We start from the raw sequence: 13,820 nt of genomic DNA, 5'->3' as shown, positions 1-13,820 counted from the left end.
CACAAACCATTCATATTATAAAAATAAACAGATGAAAACATTAACTACAAAGCAAATAGCATCTTTTTGTATAAGCCTATTTTTTGCCACAACAAGTTATGCACAATCAAAATCTATTACTGGTAATGGTAATATTGTTACAGTAAAGCGAACTACGGAAACTTATAGCGGCATAAAATGTTCTGGAACCATGGATTTTATCTTAATAGATGGAAACGAGGGAAATATTAGCCTTGAAGGCGAAGAAAATTTACTCGACTATATTGTAACCGAAGTAAAGGATGATATTTTAAGCGTTAGAGCAGAACAAGGTGTAAACCTCAAATCTAGTAAAAACAAGACTATAAAAATTACCATTCCTTTTAAAGACCTTAATAGCGTATCGCTTTCTGGCTCAGGAGATTTATGGAATAATGATTTGATATCCACAACTAACTTCAAGGCCTCTTTGGTGGGTTCTGGAGATGTTGTGTTAAATCTAGAAGCAACGGCTGTAAAAGCCGCTGTATCTGGCTCTGGAGATTTAACATTAAAAGGGAGCACCAGCGCTCTAGAAGCCAAGATTACTGGTTCTGGAGATTTCCATGGATTCGATTTACAGGCCGATCATACAGACGTATCTGTTACTGGCTCTGGCGATGCAGAAGTGGTAAGTAACAAAAAATTAAAAGCTAAAGTTACTGGTACTGGAGCCATAGAATACAAAGGAGAGCCAACTAAAAACAACTCGAAAGTTATTGGCTCAGGAAACATTAGCAAACATTAATTTAAAAAATATGCAGCAAGAAACTACTCCGAAGCTGTGTTTTGCTGCTCAACTTTTATGCTGCGACTTTTTGGCACTCGCAACAATAAAACAATTCCGAATAAAAAGAACACAAATAAAAACAAAATAGCGTTGCGCATACTCCCAGTAACTTGATCGATAGTGGCGAAAATAAGCATCCCTAAAACTATACCTATTTTTTCGGCGACATCGTAAAAACTAAAATACGAGGTGGTATCTTCAGTCTCTGGTAAGAATTTAGAATACGTCGATCTGGCCAAAGATTGAATTCCACCCATTACCAAACCTACTAGAGATGCCGCAATATAAAATTGTAGCGGGGTTTTCATAAAATAAGCATAAAAACACAAGCTCATCCAAATAATATTAACCGCCACAAGAGTCTTAATATTCCCATATGCATTAGAAGCTCTTGAAGTTAGTATTGCTCCAAAAACAGCAACAATTTGTATGACTAAAATACTTACGATTAAACCCATTGTTTTTTCACTCGAGCCACCCCAATCAATTTCTTCCTCACCAAAATATACAGCTACGAGCATTATGGTTTGAACCGCCATACTAAACACGAAAAACGCATACAAATAACGTTTTAATCTTAAGTCTTGTTTAAGCGCTCTCCAAACTAAATTTAATTCTTTTAAACCATTAAAAAAGACAGATTGTGTCACTTTTTGCCCTGAAGACGTTCCTTTTGGCAACCAATAAAAAGCGTACTGACTAAATAAAGCCCACCAAATGCCAACCGTAACAAACGAATAGCGCATCATTTGTATTTTAGATGCTCCATCATCTTGACTCATAACCATAAACAGGTTTAAAAGCAGTAAAAGTACACTACCAATATACCCCATTGAAAACCCTTTAGCACTAATGCGGTCTTGTTGTTCCTTAAAAGCAATGTCTGGTAAATACGAATTATAAAACACCAGGCTTCCCCAATATCCAATAAGCCCCATAAAATAAAATAACAAACTTAAATGTATGCCTTCAGGAGAAATATCAAACCAGTATAAACCAATACAACCCGCACTTCCTAGGTAGCAAAAAAACTTTAAAAATTGCTTTTTATTCCCAACATAATCTGCAATACCAGATAATATAGGAGAGATTACAGCCACGACTAAAAAGGTAAACGCTGTTACAAAAGTTATTAAGGCCGTACTTTTAAATTCCATTCCAAAGGCTTGAACCGTTTTTATTTCAGACAAAAATAAAGCTGAATAAAAAATCGGGAATATAGACGAGGCAATGGTTAGGGTATACACAGAATTTGCCCAATCGTAAAATGCCCAGGCGTTAAGAAGTTTTTTACTTCCTTTTTCAAGTGGTTTCATAGATAGTGTTTAGTAATAAGCCCGTTTTTATGTTATCAAGTACCATTATTTATTTACAATTTAAAGACTTTAAGATTAGAATAAGCACTCAAAAAAATAAATGCTCATAAAAAAAAGCTGCTCTTTTAGTGAACAGCTTGTAAAGTAATCAAATATTTTAAAAACATCATAGGATTAGTTACGAAATGAAGTGACCCCAAATTTTTGAGCTTCTACTTTTGCTTTTGGCGATAGTGCTTGTAAGTTAGCAATTCGGGTATCGCTCGCTGGATGTGTACTTAAAAATTCTGGAGGTGCTTGTCCGCCACTATTCGCTTTCATGCGTTTCCATAGTTCAGCGGCTTCATCGGGATTATAACCCGCAATAGCCATCAAATAAATACCAATTTCATCTGCTTCTGTTTCATGACTTCTACTAAAGGGCAGCATAAACCCGACTTGCGATCCAATACCGTAAGCTTGGTTGAACAACTCTAGGTTTTCATTGTCCTGCAAAGCCACATTAAGCCCTACCGCCCCTATTTGCTGCAACACCCCTCCACTCATTCTTTGTTGTCCGTGATTCGCTAAAGCGTGAGCAACTTCATGCCCCATAATAGCGGCAACACCAGCTTCATTTTTAGCAATTGGCAGTATACCGGTATAAAATACGATTTTACCGCCTGGCATACACCAAGCGTTTACTGTTTTGTCTTCAACTAAGGTGTATTCCCACTTATAATCGTTTAAATATCCTTGATAGCCGTTTGCATCTAACCAACGCTCTGCCGCCACTGCAATACGTTGTCCCACACGATTAATCATATCGGCCTCTTTGGTGCCTTTTACAACTTTGTTTTCACTTAAAAATTGGTCGTATTGAGCAAAAGCTGTTGGAAACAACTGGGAATTGGGCACAATAGCCATAGTCTTCTTTCCTGTAAAAGGATTTTCAGCACAAGCGCTAATAAGTAGTGCCAAAATAATAACTACAAGTATATTTTTTAATTTCATTCTCTCAAGATTTTTATAGGATATAAAAGTACAAAAATTGTACCTTTATTTAAAAGACTTAAATTTTTTTATTTGATGGAAACCTTTCTAGTCTAAGCATTCCTAATTGAAATGTCATGTTTTTTAATTTTTTTCGACTGAATAAAGAAACTAAAAATAACTATGAAAAATTTAATCGTTTTGTGTTTTACGCTTGTATTATTTAATTGTAATAGTAACGCTCAAAAATCTGAAAAAGAAGAATCTAAAGTATTTAAGATAACAAAAACTGAAAATGAATGGAAGGCACAATTATCTGAATTAGAATTTTATGTTTTAAGACAATCGGGCACCGAATCCGCATTTTCCAGCCCACTAAACAACAATTATACAAAAGGCACCTACCACTGTGCCGCTTGTAACACTCCTTTGTTTAAAAGTGAGCATAAATACGATTCTGGTTCTGGTTGGCCAAGTTTTGACAGAGAAATTAAAGGGAACGTGGGGTTTTCGACAGACCATAAATTAGGTTACACGAGAACCGAAGAGCATTGTGCCACCTGTGGCGGTCATTTAGGTCATGTATTTAACGATGGCCCTAAAAACACAACAGGCCAAAGGCATTGTGTTAATGGTGCTGCATTAAAATTTGTTGCAGACGATTAAAATATGACATTTTAAACTCTTAAGTCATCATAATTTGTAAAAAAACAACTGATCTTTAGATGGATTTTAATTTAGATGTGCCGAATTTAAAAGAAAATGAAGTTAGCAAAGAAAGCCAATTAACTTGAAAACTATAAGTTAGCAAACTAGCCCGCGAGAAGGATTGAAATGGCATCCTTTTTAAAACTTAGTCGACTTATTATTGAACCGAGAAAACGGAATTAGCAAAAACACACTATAGAACCACCTTGTTTTGGGGTTTTAAAAAGATATAATGGAAAGCCTGTTTGCCTTTTTTGGCAACTCGCCCAAACATAAACCCTGTAAAAGCAAGTCTCGAACTACAAATAAACGCGATATTTATAAAACAAATCAGGACTGTAACTCTACAATTTATTAAGATTTATAGAGTTGTAAATTCATAAATCAAAATCGATTTTGTAAATTCGTTCTCTAAAAACAACTCATGAGTAAATACGATATTATAGTTCTTGGAAGCGGTCCAGGTGGATACGTTGCAGCTATTAGAGCCTCTCAATTAGGTTTTAAAACTGCCATTATTGAAAAGGAAAACCTAGGTGGTGTATGCTTAAATTGGGGCTGTATCCCCACCAAAGCTTTACTGAAATCTGCACAGGTTTTTGAATATCTTAAGCATGCCGAAGATTACGGTTTAACTGTAAAAGAATTCGATAAAGATTTTGATGCCGTTGTAAAACGCAGCAGGAATGTTGCCGACGGTATGAGCAAAGGGGTACAATTTTTATTGAAAAAAAATAAAATTGATGTCATAGACGGTTTTGGCAAGCTAAAAGCTGGGAAAAAGATTGATGTTGATGGTAAAGAATATAGTGCCGACCATATTATTATTGCTACTGGAGCGCGTTCTCGTGAATTACCTAGCTTGCCTCAAGACGGTAAAAAAGTTATTGGCTACAGAGATGCGATGACCTTGAAAAGTCAGCCTAAAAAAATGATTGTAGTGGGTTCTGGCGCTATTGGCGTAGAGTTTGCTTATTTTTATAATGCCATGGGCACTGAAGTGACCATTGTAGAATATTTACCAAATATTGTCCCTGTTGAAGATGAAGATGTTTCGAACCAATTAAAGCGTTCTTTCAAGAAAAGTGGCATTAAAATAATGACATCGTCTGAGGTTACAAAAGTAGATACTTCTGGTAAAGGTGTGAAAGCTACCGTAAAAACCAAAAAAGGTGAAGAAGTACTTGAAGCTGATATTATTCTATCTGCCGTTGGGATAAAATCGAATATTGAAAATATTGGTTTAGAAGATGTGGGTATTGTGGTAGATAAAGATAAAATTTTGGTTAACGATTTTTACCAAACCAACATTCCTGGATATTATGCCATTGGCGATGTTACGCCGGGTCAAGCCTTAGCCCATGTCGCTTCTGCAGAAGGTATTTTGTGTGTTGAAAAAATTGCAGGACAACAAGTTGAACCTTTAGATTACGGAAACATTCCAGGCTGTACCTATGCCTCTCCAGAAATTGCATCGGTAGGTTTAACCGAAAAACAGGCTAGAGATAAGGGCTTAGATATTAAAGTTGGTAAATTTCCATTTTCTGCCTCTGGAAAAGCAAGTGCTGCTGGTACAAAAGATGGTTTTGTAAAAGTTATTTTTGATGCTAAATATGGCGAATGGTTAGGCTGCCACATGATTGGTGCTGGCGTTACCGACATGATTGCCGAAGCAGTTTTAGGCAGAAAACTTGAAACCACGGGGCATGAAGTGTTAAAAACGGTGCATCCGCATCCTACAATGAGCGAAGCGGTTATGGAAGCTGTTGCCGATGCTTATGGCGAGGTGATACATTTGTAGAAAAAAGCCCTACCGAGCTTCTCCGAAGAGGAGAAATTCTTACTTGGATAAAAAAATGCGATTCTCCTAATGATTATGAGGAGAATCGCATTTTTTATTACCAAAAAAGCAGGAACCATTGCCAAGTTTTTTAAAATTTAAACACCATAGTGGCGTATCTCCACTCCGCAGGGCAGGTTTGGTGAGGCTTAAAAAAAACTCTGTATCGCCAACTCGTAACTTTGCAAACCAAAACCAAGAATGACGCCTTTAGCATTTGGAGAAATAAAAGACTGGTGCCTAAACTCTTCCCTATTAAACGTGTTAGAAATGTGCACTTCAACTACAGGAGTTTCAATAGCCTTAACTGCATCGCCAATACCTACTGAAGTGTGCGTATAAGCCGCAGCATTGAGAATTATACCATCATAACTGAAACCAACCTCTTGTAATTTGTCAATAATTTCCCCTTCGATATTCGAATGAAAATAGTCTATTTCCACCTGAGAATACTTTTCTTTTACTTGCTCAAAGAACTCTGTAAACGACAAATTTCCATAAATATTTGTTTCTCGCTTTCCGAGGAGATTTAAGTTTGGTCCATTAATAATGATTAGTTTTTTCATGTGCCAAATATATTAAAATTTAGAGATAAAAAAAGGAAGCCTGAGCTCCCTTTTTCTAAAAATAATACTAATTTAACTTTGTAATGTCGTGCAAATAAATTGAATTATTTTTTGATTAATTGAATTGAAAAATAAATAGCATAGCATCGTTACGGTAATTATTTTTGATAAAAAGTAAGCAAAAAAGAAGCTATTTATTACGACTTTATATGGTTAAATTGGTATCACATGGTATACAAGAACTATAAACCAAATTCTATACCTAAAGTAATAGTATTAAAAGTTCCCCCATCACGGCTCACACCCGTATATTTAGCTACAATATCTATAGATTCGCTAACTCCATATTGAATTCTTGGCGCATAATAAAAACCACCATCATTACCGTCATTAAGCCCTATAGCATACCCAAGGTCTGCGCCAAAAGCAAAGCTTTCAGAAAGTGCAAGACGTCCTGCTGCAGCTAGTGGTAAAAAACTAACATCGTCTCCTTTAAAACCTGCTATCTCTTTAGCAAAAGAGTGCGAATAGCCCGATGCCACACCAACTTGTACTTGATCTAAAACTTCCCATAGATAAGCTGCATCTAACGTTAAATTAAAAGAATAAAAATCGCTAGCATCTCCAGTAATTAATCCTGCGTTAACAGCCGCTTTAAACTCCTGTGCATTAACACTTGTTATTCCCAGTACTGCAATTGCAGCACATAAAAATAATTTTCTCATAATAGATTTGTTTTATTAATTAATAAACAAATCTAGACTATAATAATGATATAAAAAAAAGTAGTGTTTGTTGTCTCTTAAAACAAACACCGAAATTTTGATCGTTAAAAAACAAAACTATTAATTTCAATATATTAGTAACTCTTAAAACCACAACATACTTTATTTTTGCGAAATGAAATGGGAACACGCACTTAAAGACTATCAATTATACCTGAAAATAGAACGTGGGTTATCGCAAAACTCTATTGACAGTTATGCCCTTGATATTAAAAAATTGATTCTTTTTCTGGAAGAAAATAACATGAGCTTGTCTCCTATTTCTATCACTCCAGAGATTGTACAACAATTTATTTATGACACTGCTAAACATGTGAATGCGCGCTCACAATCCCGAATAATTTCAGGTTTGAGAAGTTTTTTTAATTATTTGATTTTTGAGGATTACAGAGAAACCAACCCACTAGAATTGATTGAATCCCCTAAAATAGGCAGAAAATTACCAGACGTGTTATCTGAAGCAGAAATAGATAGCCTAATTAATGCTATCGATTTAACAAAACCACAAGGGGAACGTAACCGTGCAATATTAGAAACCCTTTATGGTTGTGGCTTACGCGTTAGTGAACTGGTAACTCTTAAATTATCAGATTTATTTTTTGATGAAGGCTTTATTAAAGTAACTGGTAAAGGCGATAAACAACGCTTTGTGCCCATTGTGCCAATAACTCAAAAATATATTAATATTTATAGGACGGAAGTAAGAAACCATATTAATATTCAGGCTGGTTTTGAAGACACCTTGTTTTTAAACAGACGTGGTAAACAATTAACACGAGCCATGATTTTTACAATTATTAAGCAACTTGCAGAAAAAATTGGTTTAAAAAAGAACATTTCTCCACACACCTTTAGACATTCTTTTGCAACACATTTATTACAAAACAACGCAGATTTGCGTTCCATTCAACTTATGCTAGGACATGAAAGCATTACAACTACTGAAGTTTACGTGCATTTGGATAAAAGTCATTTAACTGAAGTTGTAAAGAAGTTTCATCCAAGAAAGTAAAAAATACATCATTCAAGAAACGACAATAATCAATTACAATCCATAAAAACTAAATCGTTTCCTCGAGAAACCCTTTTTATTAAAAATATAGTCGTTGGCCTATTCTCAGTATAATTGAACGATTAATACTAAATTAGCCATACGCCATTTCAAAATTAAATTGGTATACGATGTGATCGCGATTTTATAAAAAGATAAAAATCCAGTTTAAACTGGATTTTTCGTTATATTTAATTTGGTCTATTTGGCAATATTAACCGCTCTAGTTTCTCTAATTACGGTCACTTTAACTTGCCCTGGATAAGTCATATCTGTTTGTACTTTTTGCGAGATACTAAACGATAGATCGGCAGCTTTTTGGTCGTCTACTTTTTCACTTTCAACAATAACACGCAACTCTCTACCCGCTTGAATCGCATAGGCTTTCTTTACACCTTGAAAGCCAACGGCAATCTCTTCTAAATCTTTTAAACGTTGAATATAGCTATCTAAAACTTGTCGTCTTGCACCAGGACGAGCACCAGAAATGGCATCACAAACCTGCACAATTGGCGCTAATAACGAGGTCATTTCAATTTCGTCGTGGTGAGCCCCAATGGCATTACAAACGTCACGTTTTTCGTTATACTTTTCTGCCCATTGCATACCAAGAATAGCATGAGGTGTTTCCATATCGACTTCGGCATCGGGAACTTTACCGATATCATGCAGTAAACCAGCACGTTTGGCCAATTTAGGATTTAGTCCGAGTTCTGCTGCCATAACACCACAAAGTTTTGCAACTTCACGCGAGTGCTGCAAGAGGTTTTGACCATAAGACGATCGATATTTCATTCGTCCCACCATTTTAATAAGCTCCGGATGTAAGTTATGAATTCCTAAATCTATAACCGTACGCTTACCAACTTCAATTATTTCCTGTTCGATTTGCTTTTGGGTCTTATTCACAATTTCCTCAATTCGAGCGGGGTGAATTCTCCCATCGGTTACTAATTTATGTAATGACAACCTAGCCACTTCTCTTCGAACAGAATCAAAACAAGATAATATAATGGCTTCGGGGGTATCATCAACAATAATCTCGACACCTGTAGCTGCTTCAATAGCTCGAATATTTCGACCTTCACGCCCAATTATACGTCCTTTAACATCGTCTGATTCGATATTAAAAACAGACACACAATTATCTACAGCTTCCTCTGTACCAATGCGTTGAATGGTATTTATTATAATTTTTTTTGCGTCTTGCTGAGCCGTCATTTTTGCTTCTTCCATCGCGTTTTGAATAAACGCCATGGCATCGTTTTGAGCTTGGCCTTTTAAAGATTCAATAAGTTGTGCTTTAGCTTCTTCGGCAGACAGACTAGAAATGACTTCCAGTTGTTGCACTTTACTTTTATGAAGTTTGTCGAGTTCTTGTTGCTTCTTTTCTAAAACATCAAGTCTAAAACTATAATCTTTTTGCTTTGCCTCAATGACATCGTTAAGTTTTTTAGTTTTCGAAAGCTCACTAGACAACTGAGATTCTTTATCGCGCGTGCGTTTTTCTGTCTCTGAAATCTTTTTATCTCGAGATAAAATAACTTTCTCATGCTCAGCTTTTAGCTCTATAAATTTTTCTTTGGCCTGAAGAATTTTATCTTTTTTTATGCTTTCGCCTTCTTTTTTAGCTTCTCTAATTATACTAGTAGCATTTCGTTTTGCCGTAGCGATTAATTTTGAAGCTTTATTTTTTTCTAGAATTTTTGCGATTATAAAACCTAATATTAGCCCTAATAGCAGACCTCCTACTATTGATATTATTGTGTCAATTTCCATTTTTGTTAGTTGGTTTAAATATATAAAAAAGCCTACATCGGTATAAAGTTTTGTATAAACTCCTTAAAAACAAGTTTAGGGCTAACAAGCTGATCAAGGGTCTGCTCGAACTATTAAATTAATAATAGTAGCAGCATGCTTTTACAACTTAAACTCACCCTTTTTAAAGAATTAACGTTGAGTTCATCAAAAAAAATAACCAATGTAGGCAGTAACTTTTTAGTCTATTTTAAAGAACGTTTTAAGAGATTAAATGTTTATCAAGCAAATCATTTAAAGCCTTTATTTTGTTTTCTATATGCTCGTTTACACTTGCTTTCTCAATAGATTTTTGTTCAACTTGAGAAGCAAATTGTAAAGCACACATGGCTAGTACATCTTGTTTATCTCTTACAGAATAGCTTTTTTCAAACTGCTTTATCATAACATCGATATTTTTTGCAGCTTTTCGCAACCCCTCTTCTTGGCTAGGCTCAATAGTTAATGGGTAAACACGATTTGCAATCGACAGCTTTATTTTGAGCTTTTCTGACATGTCATCTATCGCACACTAATCCGACAGTTGCACAATGCAATGGTCTATTTCTCTAATTAATGCGTTTATTTTAAGCTTTGTTTCTCTTTTATTTTCGTCACTACCAAGTATTGCATTTGTCATTTTAAGCGCTTCATGTTTTTCTTCTAAAATGACGAATTGTTCATTTTTATTAAGAAGCTCTTGCTTTAAAGATAGTAGCTCATTATTTAATTTTAAATTAGCTTGTTCTAAACGCTCTAATTTTTCTAAAATTTTACCAATTTTATCTTCTAAAGAACCAACTACATCTTCAATATTACTCATCTTCAAATCTCAATACTTATATTACAAAGTTAACACACCTTTGTTTAAGTTACAACAGTTTTTTAATAAAATTTTAAATATTTCGTTATTATTTAAAACCAATTCCTAGCCCTGATTTTTATTTTAACTTGGCTTATTAATACCAAATTGATATTTTAGCGCAAAAACCATTCAGCACCAGCTCAATATCAAAACAATTAGTAATTTCTAGATATGCGATTAATATTCTTTTTTTTTGTAGCCATTTCTACTAGTGCTTTAGCGCAAAACAACTATCCGCAAGACTATTTTGGAAGCCCTTTAGGCATACCGTTAATACTCTCGGGTACTTTTGCAGAGCTACGATCTAATCACTTTCATGCTGGTCTGGATATAAAAACTCAACAGCGTGTAGGTTTAAACGTATATGCGGCGGCTGGAGGTTTTGTGAGTAGAATAAAAGTTTCGCATTTTGGCTATGGGAAAGCCTTATACATTACGCATCCTAACGGGTACACTACGGTTTATGCTCATTTAAATAAATTTTCGCCCGAGATTGAAGCATACGTCAAAAAGAATCAATACCAAAAAGAAACTTTCGAGATCGAGTTATTCCCCACAGCTGGAGATTTAAAAATAGAAAAAGGTGACATGGTCGCTTTAAGCGGAAATACGGGAGGTTCTGGTGGCCCGCACTTACATTTCGAAATTCGCGATAAAAATCAACATCCTATTAACCCACTTTTATTTGGCATAGATATTAAAGATTCTATAAACCCTTTTGTGTACTCCGTTTACGCGTATCCTCTTGATGATAAATCTTTTATTAACAATTCTAATTCGAGAAAAAAACTGCGTTTAATCCCCTTGCAAAACGGAGATTATAATGTTGAAAATATTGAAGCCTATGGGCACATAGGTTTTGGTGTTGAAACTATCGATCGATTAGACTTAGCAGCAAATAAAAATGGGGTTTACAACATCCAGAGCTTCATTAATGGTAGAAAAAATTTCGAGCTTGATTTTAGTAAATTTTCTTTTGGAGAAACCAAACATATTAATAGGCTTATTGATTATGAACATTATAAATCTAAAAAAAAACGCATACAAAAGCTGTTTAAACCATACCAACCGTTAAGCTTATATAAAAATGTTTTAAACGATGGTGTTTTATTTATTCAAGATAGCACGCATTCTGTTTTTAAAATAAAAGTTAGCGATTTTAAACAAAATAACGCTTGGGTAACCATTAATATAGAGGGTAAAAAAAACAAAGTAAATACACCAGAACCGGAAAAAACAAGTCCTTATTTCATTAATAATAACGAAACAACAACTTTAAAAAAAGGGAAAGTTTTAGTCACCTTTAATAAAAATACGTTTTATGATGATTTTTATTTGGATTTCAAGGTGAAAAACGACACTTTATTTTTACACGAAGATATCATCCCGACAAAAAAGAATTTTCAAATTAGTTTTGATGTAAGTAGCTATTCCGATGCCGATAAAAGGAAATTATATATCGCTAAATTGATAGGGCACAATAAATTCCCAGCATATTCCAAAACCAAACGTAAAGACAACGTATTAACAACGTATTCGAGAACATTGGGCACGTTTGCACTTGCTACCGACACCGAAAACCCAACCATCACCCCTATTAACTTTAAAAAGGGCCAGTGGCTCAGTAATTTTAGATTTTTAAAAATTAAAATTGACGATAGCCTTTCTGGAATATCAAACTACAGAGCTACAGTAAACGGTAAATGGATTTTAATGGAGTACGATTACAAGACAAAGACCTTAACTCACGATTTTAACGACGGTTTAATTAGCGAAACTAAAAACAATTTAAAACTAATTGTTACCGACAACGTTGGCAATAGCGCTACTTTTGAAAGCATGTTTTACAGAAAATAAATTAATAATCTCCTTTTCTACATGAACAGAACAACAGGCTTGATTCGCTCAAAAAAAAAATCAAGATTAACCGTACTAAGCGACTTATAACAAATTTTAATGCGTGACAAACTCGCTTAAAACATCAATTACATAATCTATTTCTTCCTTGGTATTATAAATGCTAAACGAAAATCTGATGGATGGCTTTGCCATGTCATCATCACTTAAAATTTCTGATAATACATGAGAACCTTTTGCGCTTCCACTCTGGCAAGCACTACCCTTAGAACAGGCAATTCCTTTTAAATCTAATTGAAACAATAACATAGCTGCCTTTTCTGGGGCCACGGGCAAACAAACATTAACGAGAGTATACGTGCTTTTTTCTAGGTCGCCAGAATAACCATTAAATTTAACTAAAGGGAATTTTCTTTTAAGTTCTGTTATAAAATACTGCTTTAAAGATTTAATGTACGCAGTCTCTTTTTCTAAATTATCATAGGCCATTTTTAAAGCCACTTCTTGACCTACAATATTATGTACACATTCGGTGCCTGCTCTAATACCGCGCTCTTGTTCTCCTCCAAAAATTAAAGATCTTAAACCAGAGTTTTTTCTAATAAAAACAAACCCAATACCTTTTGGACCGTGAAATTTATGCGCTGCTGCAGCAAGAAAATCTATTTTTACTGCTTGTAAATCGAGTTTATAATGCCCAATAGATTGCACCGTATCACTGTGAAATAAAGCCTGGTTAGCCTGGCACAAATCGCTTACTTTTTTTAAGTCTAGAACATTACCTATTTCGTTATTAATATGCATTAAACTAACCAAAGTTTTTTTTGAAGTATGAAGCAGCGTTTCTAAATGTGCATAATCTACACTTCCATTACTGGTAATATTCACATAACTAACCGTTACATTATATTCTTTTTCAAGTTGCTCTACCGTATGTAAAACGGCATGATGTTCAATTTTGGAAGTAATAATATGCTCAACCTTTAAATCACGAACGGCACTTAACAAGACTAAATTATCGGCCTCTGTGCCTCCCGAAGTAAACACTATTTCGCTAGGAGAAGCGTTTAGATAACTTGCAATTGTTTTTCTAGATTTTTCAATTAAGGTTTTAGATGCTCTTCCAAAGCTATGTGATGATGAAGCATTACCGTAGTTAGCTTTCATGGCCTGAGTCATTTTATCAATAACTTCGTCACGCATTTTAGTAGTTGCTGCATTATCGAAATAGAAAGTCTTCATAAAATAAAAATTT

Annotated in this window: 13 protein-coding genes and 1 other RNA gene; 5 read left to right on the top strand and 9 right to left on the bottom strand. The window is 34.7% G+C overall.

Going from position 1 to position 13,820, the window contains the following annotated elements; all coding sequences use genetic code 11:
* Positions 1 to 31 precede the first annotated feature (31 nt).
* Positions 32 to 766, top strand: a complete 735-nt coding sequence (locus FEZ18_RS12060; protein WP_153268549.1) for a head GIN domain-containing protein — start codon at positions 32 to 34, stop codon at positions 764 to 766.
* 23 nt (positions 767 to 789) lie between these two features.
* Here FEZ18_RS12060 and FEZ18_RS12055 read toward each other — a convergent pair whose 3' ends face one another.
* Complete coding sequence (locus FEZ18_RS12055) at positions 790 to 2,124, bottom strand: MFS transporter (protein WP_153268548.1); 1,335 nt, start codon at positions 2,122 to 2,124, stop codon at positions 790 to 792.
* A 174-nt stretch (positions 2,125 to 2,298) separates the two neighbouring features.
* Complete coding sequence (locus tag FEZ18_RS12050; protein WP_153268547.1) at positions 2,299 to 3,117, bottom strand: M48 family metallopeptidase; 819 nt, start codon at positions 3,115 to 3,117, stop codon at positions 2,299 to 2,301.
* Positions 3,118 to 3,279: 162 nt separating this feature from the next.
* On the opposite strand from FEZ18_RS12050, the gene msrB reads away from it, so the two are divergent.
* Positions 3,280 to 3,762 carry a peptide-methionine (R)-S-oxide reductase MsrB gene (msrB, locus tag FEZ18_RS12045; RefSeq protein WP_153268546.1) on the top strand — a complete coding sequence of 161 codons (483 nt, stop codon included), beginning with the start codon at positions 3,280 to 3,282 and terminating at the stop codon, positions 3,760 to 3,762.
* Positions 3,763 to 4,228: 466 nt separating this feature from the next.
* Positions 4,229 to 5,605, top strand: a complete 1,377-nt coding sequence (lpdA, locus tag FEZ18_RS12040; protein ID WP_153268545.1) for a dihydrolipoyl dehydrogenase — start codon at positions 4,229 to 4,231, stop codon at positions 5,603 to 5,605.
* 188 nt (positions 5,606 to 5,793) lie between these two features.
* Here the strand turns inward: lpdA and aroQ are convergent, their stop codons facing one another.
* A complete protein-coding gene (aroQ, locus tag FEZ18_RS12035; RefSeq protein WP_153268544.1) occupies positions 5,794 to 6,210 on the bottom strand; it encodes a type II 3-dehydroquinate dehydratase in 417 nt (138 codons plus the stop codon).
* A 242-nt stretch (positions 6,211 to 6,452) separates the two neighbouring features.
* The gene (locus FEZ18_RS12030) at positions 6,453 to 6,935 is read right to left on the bottom strand and encodes a hypothetical protein (RefSeq protein WP_194269477.1); all 483 of its coding nucleotides are present in this window, start codon (positions 6,933 to 6,935) and stop codon (positions 6,453 to 6,455) included.
* Between the two features lie 175 nt (positions 6,936 to 7,110).
* On the opposite strand from FEZ18_RS12030, the gene xerD reads away from it, so the two are divergent.
* Complete coding sequence (xerD, locus tag FEZ18_RS12025) at positions 7,111 to 8,007, top strand: site-specific tyrosine recombinase XerD (protein ID WP_153268543.1); 897 nt, start codon at positions 7,111 to 7,113, stop codon at positions 8,005 to 8,007.
* Positions 8,008 to 8,247: 240 nt separating this feature from the next.
* Here the strand turns inward: xerD and rny are convergent, their stop codons facing one another.
* From rny to FEZ18_RS12005, 4 genes are all read right to left on the bottom strand, one after another.
* Positions 8,248 to 9,825, bottom strand: coding sequence for a ribonuclease Y (rny, locus tag FEZ18_RS12020; protein WP_153268542.1), 1,578 nt, complete (start codon positions 9,823 to 9,825; stop codon positions 8,248 to 8,250).
* 56 nt (positions 9,826 to 9,881) lie between these two features.
* Positions 9,882 to 10,008: non-coding RNA, 6S RNA (gene ssrS, locus FEZ18_RS12015), on the bottom strand.
* A gap of 58 nt (positions 10,009 to 10,066) precedes the next feature.
* Positions 10,067 to 10,360, bottom strand: coding sequence for a cell division protein ZapA (locus FEZ18_RS12010; protein ID WP_153268541.1), 294 nt, complete (start codon positions 10,358 to 10,360; stop codon positions 10,067 to 10,069).
* 15 nt (positions 10,361 to 10,375) lie between these two features.
* Positions 10,376 to 10,666 carry a hypothetical protein gene (locus FEZ18_RS12005; protein WP_153268540.1) on the bottom strand — a complete coding sequence of 97 codons (291 nt, stop codon included), beginning with the start codon at positions 10,664 to 10,666 and terminating at the stop codon, positions 10,376 to 10,378.
* 213 nt (positions 10,667 to 10,879) lie between these two features.
* On the opposite strand from FEZ18_RS12005, the gene FEZ18_RS12000 reads away from it, so the two are divergent.
* Entirely contained in the window at positions 10,880 to 12,565 is a 1,686-nt protein-coding gene (locus FEZ18_RS12000; protein ID WP_153268539.1) for a M23 family metallopeptidase, read from the top strand.
* A 96-nt stretch (positions 12,566 to 12,661) separates the two neighbouring features.
* Here the strand turns inward: FEZ18_RS12000 and FEZ18_RS11995 are convergent, their stop codons facing one another.
* Complete coding sequence (locus tag FEZ18_RS11995) at positions 12,662 to 13,807, bottom strand: cysteine desulfurase family protein (RefSeq protein ID WP_153268538.1); 1,146 nt, start codon at positions 13,805 to 13,807, stop codon at positions 12,662 to 12,664.
* Positions 13,808 to 13,820 lie beyond the last annotated feature (13 nt).

It is taken from the genome of Oceanihabitans sp. IOP_32, assembly GCF_009498295.1.
GTDB lineage: Bacteria > Bacteroidota > Bacteroidia > Flavobacteriales > Flavobacteriaceae > Wocania > Wocania indica.
This window is presented reverse-complemented; position numbering and strand designations above follow the sequence as displayed.

Bases quoted from the DNA above. Each gene is read 5' to 3' on its own strand.
- lpdA (WP_153268545.1), top strand. From the start codon at position 4,229: ATGAGTAAATACGATATTATAGTTCTTGGAAGCGGTCCAGGTGGATAC.
- FEZ18_RS12010 (WP_153268541.1), bottom strand. From the start codon at position 10,360: ATGTCAGAAAAGCTCAAAATAAAGCTGTCGATTGCAAATCGTGTTTAC.
- aroQ (WP_153268544.1), bottom strand. From the start codon at position 6,210: ATGAAAAAACTAATCATTATTAATGGACCAAACTTAAATCTCCTCGGA.
- xerD (WP_153268543.1), top strand. From the start codon at position 7,111: ATGAAATGGGAACACGCACTTAAAGACTATCAATTATACCTGAAAATA.
- FEZ18_RS12060 (WP_153268549.1), top strand. From the start codon at position 32: ATGAAAACATTAACTACAAAGCAAATAGCATCTTTTTGTATAAGCCTA.
- rny (WP_153268542.1), bottom strand. From the start codon at position 9,825: ATGGAAATTGACACAATAATATCAATAGTAGGAGGTCTGCTATTAGGG.
- FEZ18_RS12005 (WP_153268540.1), bottom strand. From the start codon at position 10,666: ATGAGTAATATTGAAGATGTAGTTGGTTCTTTAGAAGATAAAATTGGT.
- FEZ18_RS11995 (WP_153268538.1), bottom strand. From the start codon at position 13,807: ATGAAGACTTTCTATTTCGATAATGCAGCAACTACTAAAATGCGTGAC.
- FEZ18_RS12055 (WP_153268548.1), bottom strand. From the start codon at position 2,124: ATGAAACCACTTGAAAAAGGAAGTAAAAAACTTCTTAACGCCTGGGCA.
- FEZ18_RS12000 (WP_153268539.1), top strand. From the start codon at position 10,880: ATGCGATTAATATTCTTTTTTTTTGTAGCCATTTCTACTAGTGCTTTA.
- FEZ18_RS12050 (WP_153268547.1), bottom strand. From the start codon at position 3,117: ATGAAATTAAAAAATATACTTGTAGTTATTATTTTGGCACTACTTATT.
- FEZ18_RS12030 (WP_194269477.1), bottom strand. From the start codon at position 6,935: ATGAGAAAATTATTTTTATGTGCTGCAATTGCAGTACTGGGAATAACA.
- msrB (WP_153268546.1), top strand. From the start codon at position 3,280: ATGAAAAATTTAATCGTTTTGTGTTTTACGCTTGTATTATTTAATTGT.